This is a genomic window from Luoshenia tenuis (assembly GCF_014384745.1).
In the GTDB taxonomy this organism is placed as follows: Bacteria; Bacillota; Clostridia; order Christensenellales.
The window spans coordinates 1-18,160 of the sequence record NZ_JACRSO010000003.1 but is presented as its reverse complement, the minus strand read 5'-3'; the positions used below and the strand labels follow the sequence as shown (position 1 = coordinate 18,160).

The following is an 18,160-nucleotide window of genomic DNA, read 5'->3' as shown; positions in this document are numbered from 1 at the left end:
AAAATATCAATAGATAAGGGGAAGAAAGGCAGGGGGAAAATGAAAAATTATCCGCTGTATCCGGCAAAATATTACGATACCTTTCCAGACTTTATTGCGGGTTTGGAACGGGAATATGCCGACAGGCCCGCGGTTTCATACTTTAACCGCCGTAAGGAGGAGACCTGTTTTACCTTTGGCGAATTCGTAAAGCATGTTCGCGGGCTGCAGGAGATGTTGGCGGAGCTGGACCTGGCGGGCAGGCATATCGCCATCGCGGGGGAGAATAGTTACGATTGGCTGGTGGCCTTTGTGGCAATCGCCGGCTGCGGGGGCGTGGCTGTGTGTATCGATGCCGAGCAATCGGATGAGACCATCCACCAAATGGCGAAAATGGCGGATGTGGAGGCGATATTTGTTTCCGAGCCTTACATCGACATCTGCAAGCCGCTGCTGGGAAAGGACGGCCCGGTAAAGCAGATGTTCGTCTTAAACGCCAAGGAGGCCGGCAGCTATCAGAGTCTGCAGGCCCTGGCGCAGGAAGGCGCTTCAAAACTGGACAATGGGCCAGGGCGGGCGTTTAAAGTGGACCCGGACCAGGGCGCGGAGATCGCCTTCACATCCGGTACCACCAGCCTTTCAAAGCCTGTCATGCTCAGCCACCGCAATATTTTGCACAACATTGCCGATTCTATCGCCTATGTGGATTTGGGGCGTAAGATCTTTACCGCTCTGCCCTTTTACCATACATATGGGCTGACCTGTACGGCGCTGGGCGCGCTGGCGCGGGGGGCGCACCTGTATATCAACGGTGATCTCAAAACCGCCATGCGCGACCTGCAACTGGCCCAGCCGGATTCCATGCTGACCGTGCCGCTGATGCTGGAGGCGATCCATAACCAGATATGGCTGAGTGCGGAAAAGGCCGGTAAGGCGGAAGGACTGCGCAAGCTGATGTCGGTCAGCCGCGTTTGCCGTAAGATGGGGCTGCCTTGGCGCAGCAGCAAGCTGGACGAGATACGGGAAAAGGCCGTGGGACGGCTGAAGATCGTGGTCTCGGGCGGCGCGCACCTGGATAGCGAGATCGCCGATGAGTTTGCCCTGCTGGGGCTGACCATGCTCCAGGGCTATGGTATTACGGAGTGCTCGCCACTGATCGCCGTCAACCGCAACGAGGCGTTCAACACCGGGTCGGTAGGGTACGTCATGCCGGGCTGCGAGGTCAAGATCGAGCAGGAGGAGATCTGGGTGCGGGGCGTGAACGTGATGAAGGGCTACTATAATAACCCCCAGCAAACGGCCGAAGTCATGGAAGGCGAATGGTTTAAAACCGGAGATCTGGGCTATTTGGATAAGGACGGACATCTTTTCATCACAGGGCGCAAAAAGAATCTGGTGGTCTTTAAAAACGGCAACAAGGTTTCCCCGGAAAAGATCGAGGAAATGATCCATAAGATTCCGCTGGTCAAAGATGTGCTGGTCTACGGCGCGGCCAGCGGTGCCTCCGCGGATGATGTGAAGCTGGCGGCCAGTATCTATCCGGACCCGGAGCGCGCGCAGGGCCTTTCCTCCTACGAGATCCTGGAGCAGCTGCAAAGCCGGATCGACCAGATCAACGCCACGCTGCCGCTGTATCAGCAGGTCCAAATGGTCAATATTCGGGAACAGCCCTTTGCAAAGACCGGCACGCAGAAGATCAAACGCTATTAATTCTGGGAAAAAGGAAGAGGAAAATGCTGGAATTCATACAAAACATTATCTACCAGGTCACCGGTAAGGGCGATGTTACCTACGATACGGACTTTATTCAGGATCTGGAGCTGAATTCGTTCGATATTATGAATATCATCTCCGCTTTTGAGGATCACTTTGATATGACGATCCCCACGCGGGAGGTTTGGCACCTGCGCCAGGTCAAGGACGTGATCGAATACATGCGGCAAAAAGGGATCACGCAGCCGTGAAAGAGGATTTTACCATCTATATCTACCCAGCCGATAGCGATGTGCCGGCGTCACAGCGCGTGGCGCTCTGCGCGGATGACTATACGCAAGGCCTGTACCATGGCCAGCCCTGGCGCGTGGCCAGAAGCCTCAGGGGGAAACCCTATTTTCCCGACGTGCCGCAAGTGCATTTCTCCATCAGTCACAGCGGAGCATACTGGCTGTGCGCGTTTGGCGCGCAACCCGTGGGGATCGATCTGCAGCTCCATCAGGCGGGCAGGCTGGCGCAGATCGCCCGGCGCTTCTTCAATGAGGAGGAGGACCGGTATCTGGCAAAAGGGGATTACTACGACTTCTTTGACGTTTGGACGGCCAAGGAGAGTTATGTAAAGTTCACCGGCAAGGGGATCGGTGATGGCTTTGGCGATTTCAGGGTGGCGGACGCCGCGGGCCTTAAAACACAGCTGGACGATGCGCGCCTTTGCCGCCTGCCGTTTTTAAAGGACTACAGCCTGTGCTTGTGCGCGGCGCAGGTCGGTGTGGTGCGCATGGTTTATCAAGAATAGCAATAGAATAGATAAAATGAAAAGCCGGCGGTTATCCGCCGGCTTTTGCCGTAGGGTTATAGATTTATAGCTCGGAACTGAAGACATCCCCGTGCTCGGCTTTGGCTTTGGCGATAAAATCGCTGACGGCTGCGGCGTTGGGCATATCGGCAGAGCAGCCGTGGCTGGCTACCAGCATGGAGGCCGATGCGCTGCCAAACTCCAAGCAGCTGCGGATATCCCAGCCCTCGAAGATGCCGTACAGGAAGGCGGAGGCATACCCATCTCCGCCGCCGAAGGATTTCAGCGCCTCCACCGGTAAGGGCTTGACCTGATACTGCCGACCGTCATCGGTATAGGCGGTAGAGCCGGATTTGCCGTGCTTGATAATCACGATCTTGGCGCCCAGGTTCTGCCAGTATTGGGCGGTCTGCTTATCGTCCGCGCCGGGCTGGATCAGCGCCTCGGTCAGGTCAAATTCCTCGCGGGAACCCAGGATGATATCGCTGCGCCGGGCGACGAGGGAATAGTAAATGGCGATCTCGTCGGCGCTCTTCCAGTTATAGGGACGGTAGTCGATATCAAAGATCACCACCGTGCCCCGGCGCTTGGCGATCTCCAGGGCCTTTAGGCAGGCCTCGCGGGAAGGGCTTTGCGCCAGCGCCGTGCCGCTGATCAGCAGGGCTTTGCTGTTGGCGATGTAATCTTCGTCAATATCGGCCGGGTCCAGCATCAGGTCCGCAATGCCGTTGCGGTACATGAGGATGCTGCTCTCGGTGGGGCTGAGGATCTCGGTGAAGGTCAGACCGATCTTTTCGCCATTCTCGCAGGGCTTGATGTGTGAGCAGTCGATGCCCTCTTTCTCAAAGAAATTCACCACATATTCGCCGAACCGGTCGTCGGACACCCGGCCCATAAAGCCGATGCGCTTGCCCAGCCGGGCCAGCCCTACGGCGATATTGGCCGGGGAGCCGCCCACGTATTTTTTAAAGGTGCTACTCTCCACCAGTGTCTTAAAATAATCCAGGGGATTAAAATCGATGGCCACGCGGCCCATCAAAACCAGGTCATAAGGGCGGATCTCGTCAAAGGTGATCTTGGTCATGGTTATTCCTCTTTTCTTATTTTTCATCGGTATCCTTTAAGGCAAGTGCTTGCCAAGCCTTCAAATAGGGGTAAGAATTAAAGGCGGTCTGGCCGGAATCCGCGTACATGCCAAAGTGCAGATGCGGCGCAAACTGGCCGGAAGTCCCCTCCGGGCCGTAGCCGGTGTCGCCCACATAGCCCAGTAGCTGCCCCTTTTGGACCGCGTCGCCCTCCTGTAGCCCTTGGGCATAGGCGGATAGATGGGCATAATAGTAATAAACGCCGTCCTCGCTCTGCACACCCAGCCGCCAACCGCCTAAAGTCAGCCAACCTTTTTTGGTGACGACACCGCCGCAGGCCGCATAGACCGACGTGCCCTGATCCGCCATGATATCGCACCCTTCGTGCTGGCGGTCCCCGCCAAAGGTGCGGGATTGCTGCCAGCTGTCTGCATAATCGAAATTTGCGTCCAGCGCCAGGGGAAACTGCTTGCCCTGAAACACGCGGTCAATCTGACTCAGGGCGGCGTATTGGCTCCAGGCGGCATCGCCGCCCGGCTGGCCCAAAGCGGCGCGGAAGTAATCCCGCGCCTGTCCTTCAGCTGGGCCCTCCAAAGGGAGCAGCGCGCGGCATTCCGCTAATCGGGCAGGCAGATCCTCTTCCTGTCCGCGCACATCCGGCGGCGTTTGCGCCAGATACACGGCGGCTACGGCCCGCCAGGAGATATCCTGCTCCACCTCGACTGTAAACAGCTGCCCCAACAACAGGTCGTCAAAGGCCTGCGGCGCGTAATCCTCCGCGGCGCTGTAATAGGGCGTGCCCTGTTGGCAGCGGGAAAGGATCATGAGCAGGACCAGGATCAACGCTAATCCCAAAAGCAGATAGCGCCGGTAACGCCGGTTGGCAAAGCGCAAGCGCCCAAAATCCACGGCAGGGCCGCGGGTACGGGCGGGAACCGCTCTTGGACGGGTGCGGGGTACAGGGTACCTTGCGGGCATGACAGACCTCCAGAATATAATCAGGAGATGCTGTCGGTATTCGCCTCGTAAGCCATGCGGTTGAGCGCGGCGATCAGCGCCTTGGCGCTGGCCTCGATCACGTCGGTAGAGATGGCGCGGCCAATGCAAAGCAGTTTATTGCGCTTGATGCGCACGGTCACTTCGCCCAGGGCGTCCATCCCGCCGGTCACGGCACGCAGAAAATATTCTTCAAGGGTGATATCCTGTAAGGCGCAGGCGCGCAACGTTGCCTTAAACACCGCGTCTACAGGGCCCTCGCCACAGGCAGCCTCCTGCATGATCACCCCTTCGCGGACAATGCGCACGGTAGCCGTCGGCACCGAGGTATTGCCGGAAGTGATGTGGTAATATTCGAGTACGTAGCGGTCGGGGATGGCAGTCATCTTTTCGTTGGCCAGGGCTTCAATATCCCGGTCTAATACGTACTGTTTTTTATCCGCCAGTTCTTTGAAACGGCGGAAGGCGTTTTCTAGTTTTTCACCGCTTAAGGTAATGCCCATCTCCAGCAGCCGCTCTTCAAACGCATGCCGGCCGGAGTGCTTGCCCAGGACGATGCCGTTGCGCTTGACCCCCACGGTCTCGGGCGAGATGATCTCATAGGTCAGCGGATTTTTCATCACCCCATGCTGATGGATGCCGGACTCGTGCCTAAAGGCATTGGCCCCTACGATGGGCTTGTTGGGCGGAAGCGGGATATTGCAGATGCTGGAGACCAGCGAACAGGTGCGATAGATCTGCTTATGGCAGATATTCGTTTCCGTAGGCAGGTAGCTTTTGCGCACATAAAGCGCCATTACCAGCTCTTCCAGCGGCGTATTGCCCGCCCGCTCCCCCAGGCCGTTGATGGTAACGTCGATCTGCGTGCAGCCTGCCTGGATGGCCGAGAGGGAATTGGCCACGGCCAGCCCCATATCGTTATGGCAGTGGATGGCCAGCTGCACGTTTTCGATGCCGGGCACGGTATTGCGCAGGTAGACGATCAGCCCGGCCAGCTCCTCGGGCATGGAGTAGCCTACCGTATCGGCGATGCAAAGGGTAGTCGCGCCCGCCTCGATGGCGGCGGCAAAAAGCTGCCCTAAAAACGCCGGGTCGCTGCGGGTGGCGTCCTCTGCGGAGAACTGTACGTCTTTACACAGCGTCGCCGCATGGCGCACGCTGGTGCGCGCCGCCTCCAGCACCTGCTCGCGCGTCATATTCAATTTATATTCCATGTGCAGGTCGCTTGATGCAATAAAAATGTGGATGCGGGGATGCGCCGCATCCCGAAGCGCCTCCCAGGCCCGGTCGATATCCCCGGGCAGGGCGCGGCAAAGCCCCACCACCGCGCAGTTTTTTACGGCCCCTGCGATGGTGCGCACGGCCTCAAAATCGCCGGTGGAGCTGATGGGGAAGCCGGCCTCGATATAATCCACCCCCAGCTTTTCCAGCTGCAGGGCGATCTCCAGCTTTTCATCCACATTCAGGTTTAGCCCGGGGGCTTGTTCCCCGTCGCGCAAAGTGGTATCAAAGATCTTTATTTTTCTAGGCTCGTGCATTTTCTTCCCTGTCCTTTTCTTCAGCGGGTTTATCGTTTACAACTGGCAACAGGCGTTAAGGCAAAAGCCCACGCCACGCGTCCAGCGGCCAGGAGATGGCTACCGCCCGGCCCACGATCAGATCCCGCGGGATGGGGCCGACCACGCTGGCCCGGCTATCGTGGCTGTTATTGCGGTTATCCCCCATGACCATGTAATGCCCCTCGGGGATGACAATCTCATCATAATCCTGCAACATGGGCGCGGCGATATAGGGTTCTTCCAAGGGCTGGTCGTCGATATAGACCTGGCCGCCGCGAATCTCCAGCCGCTCGCCCGGCAGGCCGACGATGCGCTTGATAAAGATGTCCTTCTCGCCGGGGAAGTGCGTGACCACGATCTCCCCGCGCTGCGGGGTGCAAAAGAGGTTATAGATCCCCTTGTCGATCAGCACCCGCTCGTCCGAAACCAGCGTAGGCTCCATGGATGGCCCCTCTACCGTAATAAATTCTACCACGTATAGCCGCAGAAAAAAGGCCAGCGCCATAGCCAGCACGAGGGTGATGACCCAATCCAGCCCCTCGCGCAGGCGGGATTTGCGCTTGCGCTTTTCCAGCTTGGCCACCCTTGTGGTGGGCTGGTCGAGGTTCGGTTCGCTGCCGGTGCCTTTTGGCTCTTGTATATCGTTCATGCTTTATTTCCTTCACTTTCCGCCGCGGCAGGGAAAACCTTGCGCACGCGCTTTTCAAATTCATTGCGGGGGAGCATCACGATCCGCCTGCATCCGCAGCAGCGAATCTTGATGTCGGCGCCCACCCGGATGATCTCCCAGCGGTCACTCCCGCAGGGATGGCTTTTTTTCGTTTGCACCACATCGTGCAGACCATAAGACGCTATCATTTCGTTTCCTCCTTGGCTGGGGCGGGCACGAGCTGGCGCCGCTCCACGGCAAAGGGCATGCCGGCCTGCTCAAACCGCTTTTTGATGAGGACGCGCAGCCTGCGCTCGGCCTCCCAATGCCCCAGAGGCTGGGTGGTTGAGACCAGGCGCAGCGTTACGCCCTCTCCGCCGATATCCACCGCGCCCACCACCTCCGGCGGCTTGGGCAGGGCCTCGCCCTGTTCGTCCGCCCATGCAGCGGCCACATCCTGCAGCAGCGCGATGGCCTGTTCCACATCCCCCTCGATGGGTATTTTGACATCCACCAGCGCCAACGAATTGCCGCGCGAGAGGTTGACCACCTGCTCGATACCGCCGTTGGGGATGGTGACCACCTCGCCGCGAAAGCACCGCAGCTGGGTAACGCGCATGCTGATGGACTCTACCGTGCCGGTAAAGCTGCCGATGGTGACATAGTCCCCCACGCGGAATTGATCTTCAAACAGCAGGAAAAAGCCGTTGATCACATCTTTAAACAGATCCTGCGCCCCAAGGCCGATGGCGATGCCGCCGATGCCAGCGGTGGCCAGCAGGCTGGTGGCCGCCTGGCCCAGCCCTAATACGCCCAAAATCGCGATGATGGCGAAAAAATAGACCACGTACCGCCAGATGCTGATTATGAGCGTGCTGGTGGTATCCAACCGCGCGTCCGGCGTTTGGCCAAAGGGCAGCTTTCTGCGGTGGAAACAGGCGTAGATGATGCGCGCCCCCGCTTTATTTAGCACCTTGGCCACGATAAAGATGATCACGATCCCCAATACGCCCTTTAGAATAGCCGCATAGGGGATCTGAAGATCCCAGGGGAGAAAGGTGATCGCGCTATTGGTTACGGAAAACCAGTTTTCCATCATTACCTCAACTTATCATACGATGATTTTATTGTTATTATATCAAATCTGCGTGCAAGCAACAAGGCGGCGCTGCCGCGGCTAGGGTATGCCATGAAAAAGGGGCGCCCGGCGGGCGCCCCTGCGGTTTTTTGTATGCTTTAATTATCGTATTTGAGGATCGCCTTGATCCGGCGTACGCCGGAAGAGGAGCTTTCCTCTTTTTTGATGATGAACTCGCCCAGCTCGCCGGTGCGGTTCGCGTGCGGCCCGCCGCAGATCTCCTTGGAATAGCCCTCGATCGTGTAGACCTTGACCTTTTCGCCGTACTTGGACTCGAAAATGCCCATGGCGCCCTGCGCCTTGGCCTCGTCCACAGTCATCTCCTCGCAAACCACAGGCACGTCGGCCTTGATGGCCTCGTTGACCAGCTGCTGCACCTGGGCCAGCTCTTCCTTGGTCACCTTACGGCCGAAGGAAAAGTCGAACCGCAGCCGCTCGGCAGTGATATTGCTACCGCGCTGATACACGTCGTCCCCCAGCACCTTGCGCAGCGCGCCAAGCAAAAGGTGGGTAGCGGTATGCAGCCGCGCGGTCTCCACGGCGTGATCCGCCAGGCCGCCCTTAAAGCGCTGTTCCGCGCCGGCATGGCTCTTTTGCTGATGGATGGCAAAGGCTTTTTTAAAGCCGTCCTCGTCGACGATCAACCCGTTCTCGCGGGCTAGCTCTACCGTCATCTCGATGGGGAAACCAAAAGTGTCGTATAGGCGGAAGGCCTGCTGCCCGTCGATCGCAGCGATGCCGTCGCGGGCCTTTTTCAGGTCGTCTGAAGCGGAGGCGATCAGCTCAAAGCCCTGCCGCATGCGGGCCACGGCGTTTTGCAGCATTTCAAACTCAGGTAAAGGCCGCAGGTTGGAGCCGATCTGTTTGGCCAGCCGGGTGGCCTGTTCTACGTTATCGGGGTTGGGCAACACGTATTCAAACTTATCCAGGTTGTCCAGGAACTGTTTGATGCGCTTGAAGATCTTCTCAAATTCCCGCATGCCCTGGCGCAATGTGCGCTGGAAACGGGTGACCTCCTTGCCCAGCTCGTCGATGATGGCATCGTGATGGCGGCGCAGCTCGTCGTAGACATCCTGATATTGGGCGATGATCACCTCGGCGATGGCCTGAGGCGCATCGTCGGGCATACCCAGCTGCATGCCGAAGCGCACCGCCCGGCGGATCAGGCGGCGCAGCACGTACCCCTGGTCCACGTTGGAGGGGGTCACGGCCTTATCGTCGCCCAGGATAAAGGTGGCCGAGCGCAGATGATCGGCCACGATGCGCATGGCGCGGGTGATCTCGGGAGATTCGCCGTATTTTTTGCCGCTTAAGGATTCGATACGGGCGATAATATCGGTAAACAGATCGGTCTCATAGACCGATTTAGCGCCGCACAGCACCCCGATGGTGCGCTCTAAGCCCATGCCGGTATCCACGTTTTTATGTTCCATGGGCAGGTACTGCCCGTCCGCCGTCTTGAGGTACTGCATAAACACGTTGTTCCAAATCTCAAGATAGCGTCCGCAATCGCAGGCCGGGGAGCAATCCGGGCCGCAGGGCTCTTTATCGGTAATGTAGAAGATCTCGGTATCCGGGCCGCAGGGGCCGGTTTGTCCGGCGGGGCCCCACCAGTTGTTCTCGCGGGGAAGGTAGAAGATCCGCTCCTCCGGCACGCCGGCCTGACGCCAGATGTCGGCGGCCTCGTCGTCCCGGGGGATGCCGTCCTCTCCGGCAAAGACGGATACGGCGATCCGCTCTGGGCCCAGACCCAGCCATTTGGGGTCGGTCAAAAACTCCCAGGACCAGCGGATAGAATCCGCCTTAAAATAATCGCCCAGGGACCAGTTGCCCAGCATTTCAAAAAAGGTCAGGTGGCTATCGTCTCCTACGTCGTCGATATCCCCGGTACGGATGCACTTTTGCACATCGCACAGCCGGGTGCCGGCGGGGTGCTTTTCCCCCATCAGGTAGGGAACCAGCGGGTGCATGCCCGCCGTGGTGAAGAGCACGGTGGGGTCGTTATCCGGCACCACGGAGGCGCTGGGGATGCGGGTATGTCCCTTTTCCACAAAGAAATCCAAGAATTTTTGGCGCAGCTCATTGGCGCTGATCACGTTAAAACACTCCCTTATTTTACCCGCGCGGTTCAAGCGCGGGTTTGCATCAATACTATCGCCGACATGGCCTTGGGCGAATGTGAATATTATACGGTAGAAAAACCCGCCGCGTCAAGGGATGGCGCCATCGGGGCGTAAAGTTTATGCTATAATGGGTTAAAAGAGAAACGCAAGAGCCCGGATGCCGTTAAAGATGGGCGAAAAAGGAGGGTACGCGGTGGAGATATCGATCGTTCAAATGGATTCCCCATTGGGGAAGCTGCGCATTGCCGCGGGGGCAGAGTGCCTAACCGTGATCGACTTTGAGCAGACGCATTGGCTGGAATTCGGCCTGGAAAAGGGGCTTTATACGGAGGTAGCGCGGGAGTTCCCCCTGGCGGGAGAAACTGCGCGTCAGCTGGAGGAATATTTTGCCGGCACGCGCAAGCAGTTTCAATTGCCGCTGAAGCTCACGGGCAGCGCGTTTCGCGTATGCGTGTATGAGGCGCTTTGCCGCATCCCCTACGGCGAAACGCGGACCTATGGCGAAATAGCCAAAGAACTGGGCAAGCCCACGGCCGCCCGGGCGGTGGGCGGGGCGAACCACGTCAATCCCCTGCCCATCGTGGTGCCCTGCCACCGGGTGGTAGGGGCCAAGGGACTGGTGGGGTACGCGCCGGGGCTGGATAAAAAGGCGTACCTGCTGGACTTTGAGCGCGCACATCGATAGTACCGCGGCACGGTAAAGCCCGGCGGAGTATTTCTCCGCCGGGCTTTATGGTTTATAATGCCAGGGTCAGTTCGTAACGCTTTAGGGCGCTTTCCACATCCGCGCGGGTAAAATCGGCCGCCCGCCACTGAGATGCGTTGAGCGCGCCCAGCAGGCAAGCAAGCTTCAGCGTATCCTCCCGCGTATAGCCGCGGGAAAGGCCGTGCAAAAAGCCGGCAGTGAAGGAATCGCCGCTGCCCACAGGGTTGACGGCTTCTACCGGAAACACGCTTTGGCTCAGTTCGCACTGCGAGCTTAGCCAGCTGGCCCCCTGCTCGCCCCTGCTGAGCACGATGTTGGGGACGGTACCCAGCAGTTGCTCCGGCCCGGCTGCCTTGCGGACGGATAGTAGCTGTGATAGCTCCTGCTCGTTAGGCTTGATAAAATCCGGCCCCGCTTCAATGCATTGAGTTAAGCCCTCATCCCGGCTGTCCAGCCACACCCGGCTGCCGGATGCGTGCGCCCGCTCGATCAGCTCTCGATAGACCCAGCTAAGCTCCGGAGAGGGCAAGCTGCCCTGAAGGACTACCCAGTCCGTATCGGGTAGTTGGGCGTCAAAGGCCTGGAAAAAGGCCTGCCACTCCGCCTCGCTCACCCTTGCGCCCGGCTCGGCAAAGGCGGCCTGCCGGAAGGTGCCTTCCTCCACCATGGTGGTGATGCAGCGGGTCTGCCCGCTGACGGGTACGGGTATCAAGTCGATCCCCTCTTCCCGGGCGAGGGTGGCGTACCACTGGCCCTGGATGCCGCCCGTCAGCGCTAGGCAACGGCAGGGCGTACCCAGGCGGGAGAGCACGCGGGCTACATTGGTGCCCTTTCCGCCGGATTGCAGATCCATACGCCCGGCACGCGTGACCAGGTCCAGCGTTAGCTTTTCCACCCATAGCGTTTTATCCACGCAGGGGTTGAGTACAACGGTTAATACCATAGCGGCGCCACCTCGATCGTTTGATTTAAACTCTTTTTATCCTAGCGTATTTTATCCATCTTGGCAACGCATGGGACCATAAAAAAGCCGGCGCTGTTACAGCGCCGGCTTCAACAATTGCTTTAGCTTATTTCTTCATTTTTTCGGCAACGGCTGCGGCCAGCGCTTTTGCACCTTCCAGCTCCTTCTGGGAGGGGCGCAGCTTGGCGCGCGCCGCGGGCTGAACGATCTTAAGGCCTATGGAGCGCAGGCGCTCCTCGATCATGGGGGCCGCCTCGCCGGACCAGCCGTAGCTACCGAAAGCCGCGCCTACTTTGTCGCGGTTCGCCAGGGCGGAAAGGCTGGTCAAAAACTGCCAGACCGGAGGCAGCGCGTCGCGGTTAAAGGTGGGCGAACCTACGATCAGCGCGCCGCTGTTGGCCGCCTTGGCCAGCGCATCCTCCAGGCTGATCTGGGTCAGATCCTGCAGATCGACTTCCACGCCGGCATCCTGCAGGCCTTGGGCGATGGTCTCCGCCAGCTTTTTCGTATTGCCGTAAGAGGACACATAGGCCACAAAGGCACGGTTTAGCGCCGCGGTATCCGGGGCGGAAAGCTTGCGCATCAGGGCGATCGCCTCTCCAACGGCGGCGCCACGCATCAGCGGGCCATGGCTGGGCAGGATCAGGTCGATCGCCAGCCCATCCAGCTTGTCCATCGCCTTGAGCATGTAAGGCTTAAAGGGGGACATGATCACCTCGAAGTAATAGGCGCGCACCTGGGAGATGTCATCTTTCACCTCGTCGTCGTACTGGGCGGGGGCCAGGCCATAGTGGCAGCCAAATACGTCGCCGGAGATCAGCGCCTTGTCCTCTTTGACATAGGTGAACATGGTATCCGGCCAGTGGAGGAAGGGCGCCATGATAAACTGGAGGGTCTTCCCGCCCAGGTCGATACTGTCGCCGTCCTTAACGATCATCTCTTTAAACGGGCGGTTGGCCAGCTCCCGGGCCAGCGTCATACCCGCGCGGGTAGCGACCACCGTGGCATCCGGCGCGGCGTCTAGCAGTTTATAAAACGCGCCGCTATGATCCGGCTCGGTATGATCCAGGATGATATACTCTAAAGAGGCCAGGTCCGTCATCTCCTGCAACGCCGCGATCTGTTCGTCGCCAAAGCCCTCTTTAACGACCTCGACCAGCGCACGGGCCTTGGTGCCCTCGATAAAATAAGAATTATAGGTTGTCCCATATTCGGTGGACATGATCACGTCAAATACCCGTAGGTTGGGATCTGCCGCCCCAACGTAAGTGATGCCATCCGCGATTTTTTTAGGCTGAACTGCTTTCATTCTGATTCCCTCCATTAAAGAAACGGTGCCCGCCCAATTGGGCGGGCACCGCGCCTTGCCCTTAAAATTGGGCCTTAGTCTTCCTGCTCAAAAGCATCCTTGCCGGCGCCGCAAAGCGGGCACTCATAATCCTCGGGCAGCTGATCAAAAGGCGTACCCTCTACTTCTTCGTCATAAACATAACCGCAAATCGAGCAAACATATTTAGCCATTATGAGATCCCCTTTCTGGTATTCAACTTATTTATTAGGAACTTATCCTAATTGATATTATACCATATTCTTCCTGTAAATCAAGCCCTTCGGTATGATTTTCTGCGAAAAAAACCGTCGAATTATCTCGGTTATTCACAACCGCATCTAGTTTATGCACAACCTTATCAACATATGCACAGGGTTATACACAAATTAGAGAAAAAAACAGGCTTACGCGCGGTGCGTAAGCCTGTTTTTAGAAGTTATTCCGCAAACAGCTTGTTGAGCTCTTCCACCAACGCGTCTACATTGATGCCGTGGCCCATGCAGGCCTGCTCCAAAGACTCGCCCGCGGACATGGGGCAGCCGATGCAATGCATCCCGGCATTCATTAACACAGGGATGGTGCGCTGGTCGAGTTTCAAAATATCGCTAATGATCATATCCTTGGTGATTTTAGCCATTTGTTTTCCTCCGTTCGCGCAGTGCGCAAAATTTTTCTCACCGCCATCATACACCCGCACGGCAGGGTTGGCAAGCTAAATTTTGCTGGCGGCACAGGAAGATTCAACGCGCTGAGGCAATATTAGCCAGATTACACCCTGTGGGATATGTTATAATAAATACAAATAAAGGGGGTATCTGTTGTATGGAGAAGATCGCATTTGGTTCTACTGGCATGATGGTCACGCGCACTTCCTTCGGCGCGCTGCCTATTCAACGGGTGGATCGGGAAACGGCCAAGCGCATCTTACGCAAAGCCTATGACGCGGGGATCAATTTTTTCGACACGGCACGCGGCTATTCCGACAGTGAAGAAAAGATCGGCTATGCTTTGAGCGATGTGCGCCAGAACATCTACATCGCTACCAAGACGCCGGCAAAGGACAAAGCGGGGTTGATGAAGGACCTGGAAACCAGTTTGAGGATGCTCAAAACAGACTATATCGACCTTTATCAGCTGCATAATCCTGCTGATCTGCCCGACCCCGAGGATCCAAACGGGCTTTACCAGGGGCTGCTGGAGGCCAAAAAGCAGGGTAAGGTCCGGCACATCGGCATTACGGCGCATAAACCCGCCAATGCGCACGCGGCTATCGATTCCGGATTGTACGAAAGTTTGCAGTTTCCCTTTTCTTCGCTGGCTTCCGATGGCGACATCGAGCTGACCCGCAAATGCAAGGCCGCGGGGATGGGCTTTTTGGCTATGAAAGGCTTGTCGGGCGGCTTGATCACCAATGCCGCTTCCACCTTTACCTTTATCCGCCAGTTTGAAAACGTGGTGCCCATCTGGGGGATACAAAAGGAGAGCGAGCTGGACGAGTTTATCGCGCTGGCGGCTAATCCGCCTTTGCTGGACGACGAGATGAAGGCCGTAATTGAACGGGACCGCAAGGAGCTGGCCGGCGCGTTTTGCCGGGGGTGCGGCTACTGCCTGCCCTGTCCGGTCAATATCCCGATTAATATGGCCGCCAGGATGAAGGGGTTGATCACCCGCTCGCCCTATGCCCGCTTCATATCCAAGAGCTTTCAAGCGGAGATGGCGCGGATCGACTCGTGTATCAACTGCGGACACTGCAAAAACCACTGCCCCTATGGCCTGGATACGCCGGCGCTGCTGAAAAAGCAGTTGAGCTGGTATCGTGAGTTTGTCCAGGCCCACCAGGATGAGGTGACCGAGTAAAGCAAAAAAAGCAGCAGGCCATGCCTGCTGCTTTTTGTTTGTGTCTTTCTTGAATTAAAAGAGGAATTCATCTGGATGCGCGCCTGTGCGCCCGTCGCGCTCCAGCGCGTCGATGGCCGCCATATCATCCTGATCCAGCGCAAAGCCGAACAGATCGCTGTTTTCCAGAATGCGTGCGGGCGTGGCAGATTTGGGGATGACCCGGATGCCGTGCTGCAGCTCCCAGCGCAAGATCACCTGAGCATTGGTTCTGCCGTGCTTTTGTGAGATGGCGCTGACCGTGGGCTCTGTAAAAGCGGCGCCGCCCCGCATCAGGGGGGACCAGGCTTCTACAAGGATACCATGGCCTTGGCAGTAATCGATGGCCTCGCGCTGCCACAGATAGGGATGCAGTTCAATCTGGTTGACCATAGGCATGATCTCGGTTTGCTGGCGCAGGGTCTCCAGGTGATGAGGGAGAAAGTTGGATACGCCGATAGCCCGGACCCGCCCTTCGCGATAGAGCTTCTCAAAGGCCTTCCAGGTCTCCACATAGCGGTCTTTGCCGGGCCAATGGATCAGATAAAGGTCCAAATAGTCCAGCCCCAGGCGCGCCATGCTTTCGTCAAAAGTACGCAGCGCTTCATCATACCCATGGCGGTCGTTGGGCAATTTAGTGGTCACGAAAATGTCTTCCCGCTTCAGGCCGCTTTCACGGATGCCCTGTCCTACGCCGGTTTCATTTTTATAAAGCGCCGCCGTATCGATGCTGCGGTAGCCTGCGCGCAGCGCGTAAGCCACGCAGTCCCGGGCCTGTTCGGTATCTTGCAGCTTATAAGTGCCAAAACCAAGGCTGGGGATGGTGACGCCGTTATGTAAGGTATAGTAAACAATACTCATGCAAAGCCCCTCCCAATCGTTCTTCTACCCTCCATGATAGCCCATACCAGCCGGAAAGGAAAGCGGTTTTTGGCCGATCCTGCCAAAAGGGAAAAAGGAACTGGACAGGGGGGCAGAACGTGGTAAAATATGTTTGAAGAGACCTTCCCCCGCCAAGTGGGTGGGCAAACGCGCCGGGGGCGCCCTATTTAAAGGAGGAAAAGGGATGGATTTTCAAAAACGTTATGATACGTGGTGTCAGGCGTCCTGGATCGATGCGCAGGCTAAAGCGGAGCTGTTGGCGATTGCGGGGGACCCGGCACAGATCGAAGATCGGTTTTATACGGATCTGGAATTTGGCACGGCGGGCTTGCGGGGCGTGATCGGCGCCGGCACCAACCGGATGAACGAATACGTGGTGGCCCGGGCCACCCAGGGGTTGGCTGAAACGATTCTGGAGGCGGACGCGGATGCGGCAAAGCGGGGCGTGGTCATCGCTTATGATTCCAGGTTGTATTCTGACGTATTTGCGCGCATCGCTGCGCAGGTGCTCTGCCAAAATGGGATCAAGACCTTCTTGTTTGACGAATTGCGCCCTGTGCCGGAATTGTCGTTTGCCATTCGCTATTTAAAGTGCATTTCGGGTATCGTCATTACGGCTAGCCACAATCCGCCGGAATATAACGGCTATAAAGTCTATTGGGAGGATGGCGGGCAGCTTCCCCCGGAGCCGGCGGCAGTGGTGCTGCAGCATATCAACGCGATTGAGGATTATGGAAGCGTCAAACGGATGGACGTTGAGCAGGCTAAAGCGCAGGGGCTGCTGGAGATCATCGGCGCGCAGGTGGATGACGCCTATATTGCAGCGGTAAAGGAATTGGCCGTGGCGCCGGAGCGCACGGCGGCGATCGCAGACGATTTTACGGTAATTTATACGCCGTTGCACGGTTCTGGCAACAAGCCGGTTCGCCGTATTCTTAAGGAGATCGGGGTCAAAAACGTGCATGTGGTTCCCTCCCAGGAAAAGCCCGATCCGACGTTCCCCACGGTGGTCGCCCCCAATCCGGAGCGCAGCGATGTCTTTACCGAGGCGATCCAGATGGCCCAGGAGCTGGATGCGGATATTATTATCGGCACGGATCCGGACGCAGACCGGCTGGGGCTGGTGGTCAAAGATGAGCAGGACCGCTATTTCCCGCTGACGGGAAACCAGATCGGCGTGCTATTGCTACATTATATATTAGAAGCGAAAAAACAAAAGGGCGTGCTGCCGGCCAATGGCGCGGTGGTAAAGTCCCTGGTTTCAACGCCCATGGCCGCGGCCATCGCCGCAGATTATGGCGTGGAACTATTCGATGTGCCCACGGGATTTAAATTCATTGCCGAGAAGATTCAGCAGTTCCAAACGACGGGGGATTATACTTTCCTGTTCGGCTTTGAGGAGAGCTTTGGCTATCTGTCCGGCACAAAAGTACGGGATAAGGATGCGGTCAACGCGGCGATGCTGGCGGTAGAAACCGCGGCTTATTATAAGCAGCGGGGGATGACGCTGTATCAAGGCCTGCAAGAGCTGTATGAGAAATATGGCTATTTTGTTGAAAAGGTGGATAGCTACACCTTTACCGGCGTAGAGGGCATGCAGAAGATCCGCAGCATCATGGAATATCTCCGCGAGCATACGCCGGCATCGATTGGCAGCTTCTTCGTGGCCGCGGTGCGGGACTATCTTTCGGGGGTGCGTACGGTTCCGGGAGACGGCTCTGAGCAGCCGCTGAGCGATAAGGCGGGAAATATGCTGTACTATGAGTTGAGCGGACGCGCATTTTCCGTCATCCGTCCGTCCGGCACAGAGCCGAAAATTAAGATCTATTATGCCGTTTCCGGGAAAACGGCGCAGCAAGCGCAGCAGCAGTTACAGGATATGCAATCGGGCTTTAAGAGCATATTGAAGGGTTATATCGACTGATTGCGCCCGAATTCATTAAAATCCGAACATTATTATTAAAAGATCGATATCCTCCGGTATAATGCCGGACGATATCGATCTTTATTTTGTAAAGGATAGTTGTCAATTGTGTATAGATTCTATATAATCAAAGAACCCGGTCGGATATGGATTGCTCGAGCAAATGGATATAAAAAAATCCTAAATAATGCTTGACAAAGGATATCCCCTGTGGTAATCTAAGTAAGCTGTCGCACGGGGGAGGCCCCAGGGCGGCAGAAAAGACCTTTGAAAACTGCACAGAGAAGAGACGAAATAGCAAGAAGTTCTGACGTAAGTAAGGAAGCGGAAACGGAGAGGACTTTGAGTAAGAGCCAAAGAGCAGGGGGTAGGAAACGAAGCCCTGCTTGAATAAAAGGATTAAATTGAAGAGTTTGATCCTGGCTCAGGACGAACGCTGGC

18 protein-coding genes are annotated in these 18,160 nt (G+C 57.0%); 6 read left to right on the top strand and 12 right to left on the bottom strand.

Translation table 11 applies throughout. The annotated features are described in order from the left end of the window. The first annotated feature begins 39 nt into the window (after positions 1-39). From H8699_RS07485 to H8699_RS07475, 3 genes are read left to right on the top strand one after another with little or no spacing between them, the layout of a single operon-like run. Positions 40-1,689, top strand: coding sequence for an AMP-binding protein (locus H8699_RS07485; RefSeq protein WP_249285141.1), 1,650 nt, complete (start codon positions 40-42; stop codon positions 1,687-1,689). A gap of 23 nt (positions 1,690-1,712) precedes the next feature. Continuing rightward, entirely contained in the window at positions 1,713-1,943 is a 231-nt protein-coding gene (locus tag H8699_RS07480; protein WP_249285140.1) for an acyl carrier protein, read from the top strand. After that, complete coding sequence (locus tag H8699_RS07475) at positions 1,940-2,488, top strand: 4'-phosphopantetheinyl transferase family protein (RefSeq protein ID WP_249285139.1); 549 nt, start codon at positions 1,940-1,942, stop codon at positions 2,486-2,488. Before H8699_RS07480 ends, H8699_RS07475 begins: the two co-directional genes overlap by 4 nt. 64 nt (positions 2,489-2,552) lie before the next feature. Here H8699_RS07475 and iolC read toward each other — a convergent pair whose 3' ends face one another. From iolC to H8699_RS07440, 7 genes are all read right to left on the bottom strand, one after another. Further along, entirely contained in the window at positions 2,553-3,572 is a 1,020-nt protein-coding gene (iolC, locus tag H8699_RS07470; protein WP_249285138.1) for a 5-dehydro-2-deoxygluconokinase, read from the bottom strand. Positions 3,573-3,588: 16 nt separating this feature from the next. Then, complete coding sequence (locus H8699_RS07465; RefSeq protein ID WP_249285137.1) at positions 3,589-4,551, bottom strand: M23 family metallopeptidase; 963 nt, start codon at positions 4,549-4,551, stop codon at positions 3,589-3,591. Between the two features lie 20 nt (positions 4,552-4,571). Next, positions 4,572-6,107, bottom strand: a complete 1,536-nt coding sequence (locus H8699_RS07460) for a 2-isopropylmalate synthase (protein ID WP_249285136.1) — start codon at positions 6,105-6,107, stop codon at positions 4,572-4,574. 55 nt (positions 6,108-6,162) lie between these two features. Further along, complete coding sequence (lepB, locus tag H8699_RS07455) at positions 6,163-6,777, bottom strand: signal peptidase I (RefSeq protein WP_138294781.1); 615 nt, start codon at positions 6,775-6,777, stop codon at positions 6,163-6,165. Further along, entirely contained in the window at positions 6,774-6,986 is a 213-nt protein-coding gene (locus H8699_RS07450; RefSeq protein WP_138294782.1) for a DUF951 domain-containing protein, read from the bottom strand. Before H8699_RS07450 ends, lepB begins: the two co-directional genes overlap by 4 nt. Beyond that, on the bottom strand, positions 6,983-7,873 hold the full coding sequence (locus H8699_RS07445; protein ID WP_249285135.1) for a mechanosensitive ion channel family protein: 891 nt from the start codon (positions 7,871-7,873) through the stop codon (positions 6,983-6,985). Before H8699_RS07445 ends, H8699_RS07450 begins: the two co-directional genes overlap by 4 nt. A gap of 140 nt (positions 7,874-8,013) precedes the next feature. Further along, positions 8,014-10,011 carry an alanine--tRNA ligase gene (locus H8699_RS07440; RefSeq protein WP_249285134.1) on the bottom strand — a complete coding sequence of 666 codons (1,998 nt, stop codon included), beginning with the start codon at positions 10,009-10,011 and terminating at the stop codon, positions 8,014-8,016. 220 nt (positions 10,012-10,231) lie between these two features. On the opposite strand from H8699_RS07440, the gene H8699_RS07435 reads away from it, so the two are divergent. Next, on the top strand, positions 10,232-10,723 hold the full coding sequence (locus tag H8699_RS07435) for a methylated-DNA--[protein]-cysteine S-methyltransferase (RefSeq protein WP_249285133.1): 492 nt from the start codon (positions 10,232-10,234) through the stop codon (positions 10,721-10,723). Positions 10,724-10,775: 52 nt separating this feature from the next. Here the strand turns inward: H8699_RS07435 and H8699_RS07430 are convergent, their stop codons facing one another. The 4 genes from H8699_RS07430 to H8699_RS07415 all read right to left on the bottom strand — a co-directional run bounded on the left by H8699_RS07430 (position 10,776) and on the right by H8699_RS07415 (position 13,675). After that, entirely contained in the window at positions 10,776-11,687 is a 912-nt protein-coding gene (locus H8699_RS07430; RefSeq protein ID WP_249285132.1) for a 1-phosphofructokinase family hexose kinase, read from the bottom strand. Between the two features lie 127 nt (positions 11,688-11,814). Continuing rightward, on the bottom strand, positions 11,815-13,017 hold the full coding sequence (locus tag H8699_RS07425; protein ID WP_249285131.1) for an FprA family A-type flavoprotein: 1,203 nt from the start codon (positions 13,015-13,017) through the stop codon (positions 11,815-11,817). A 74-nt stretch (positions 13,018-13,091) separates the two neighbouring features. Then, positions 13,092-13,229, bottom strand: coding sequence for a rubredoxin (locus tag H8699_RS07420; protein WP_138294787.1), 138 nt, complete (start codon positions 13,227-13,229; stop codon positions 13,092-13,094). A 245-nt stretch (positions 13,230-13,474) separates the two neighbouring features. Beyond that, positions 13,475-13,675, bottom strand: a complete 201-nt coding sequence (locus H8699_RS07415; RefSeq protein ID WP_138294788.1) for a DUF1858 domain-containing protein — start codon at positions 13,673-13,675, stop codon at positions 13,475-13,477. Between the two features lie 185 nt (positions 13,676-13,860). Here H8699_RS07415 and H8699_RS07410 point away from each other — a divergent pair, with 185 nt between their 5' ends. Beyond that, entirely contained in the window at positions 13,861-14,895 is a 1,035-nt protein-coding gene (locus tag H8699_RS07410) for an aldo/keto reductase (RefSeq protein WP_249285130.1), read from the top strand. A 54-nt stretch (positions 14,896-14,949) separates the two neighbouring features. Here H8699_RS07410 and H8699_RS07405 read toward each other — a convergent pair whose 3' ends face one another. Beyond that, the gene (locus H8699_RS07405; protein ID WP_249285129.1) at positions 14,950-15,774 is read right to left on the bottom strand and encodes an aldo/keto reductase; all 825 of its coding nucleotides are present in this window, start codon (positions 15,772-15,774) and stop codon (positions 14,950-14,952) included. A 205-nt stretch (positions 15,775-15,979) separates the two neighbouring features. On the opposite strand from H8699_RS07405, the gene H8699_RS07400 reads away from it, so the two are divergent. After that, positions 15,980-17,719 (top strand): phospho-sugar mutase, encoded by a 1,740-nt coding sequence (locus H8699_RS07400; RefSeq protein WP_249285128.1) that lies wholly within the window; start codon positions 15,980-15,982, stop codon positions 17,717-17,719. The last annotated feature ends 441 nt before the right edge of the window (positions 17,720-18,160 follow it).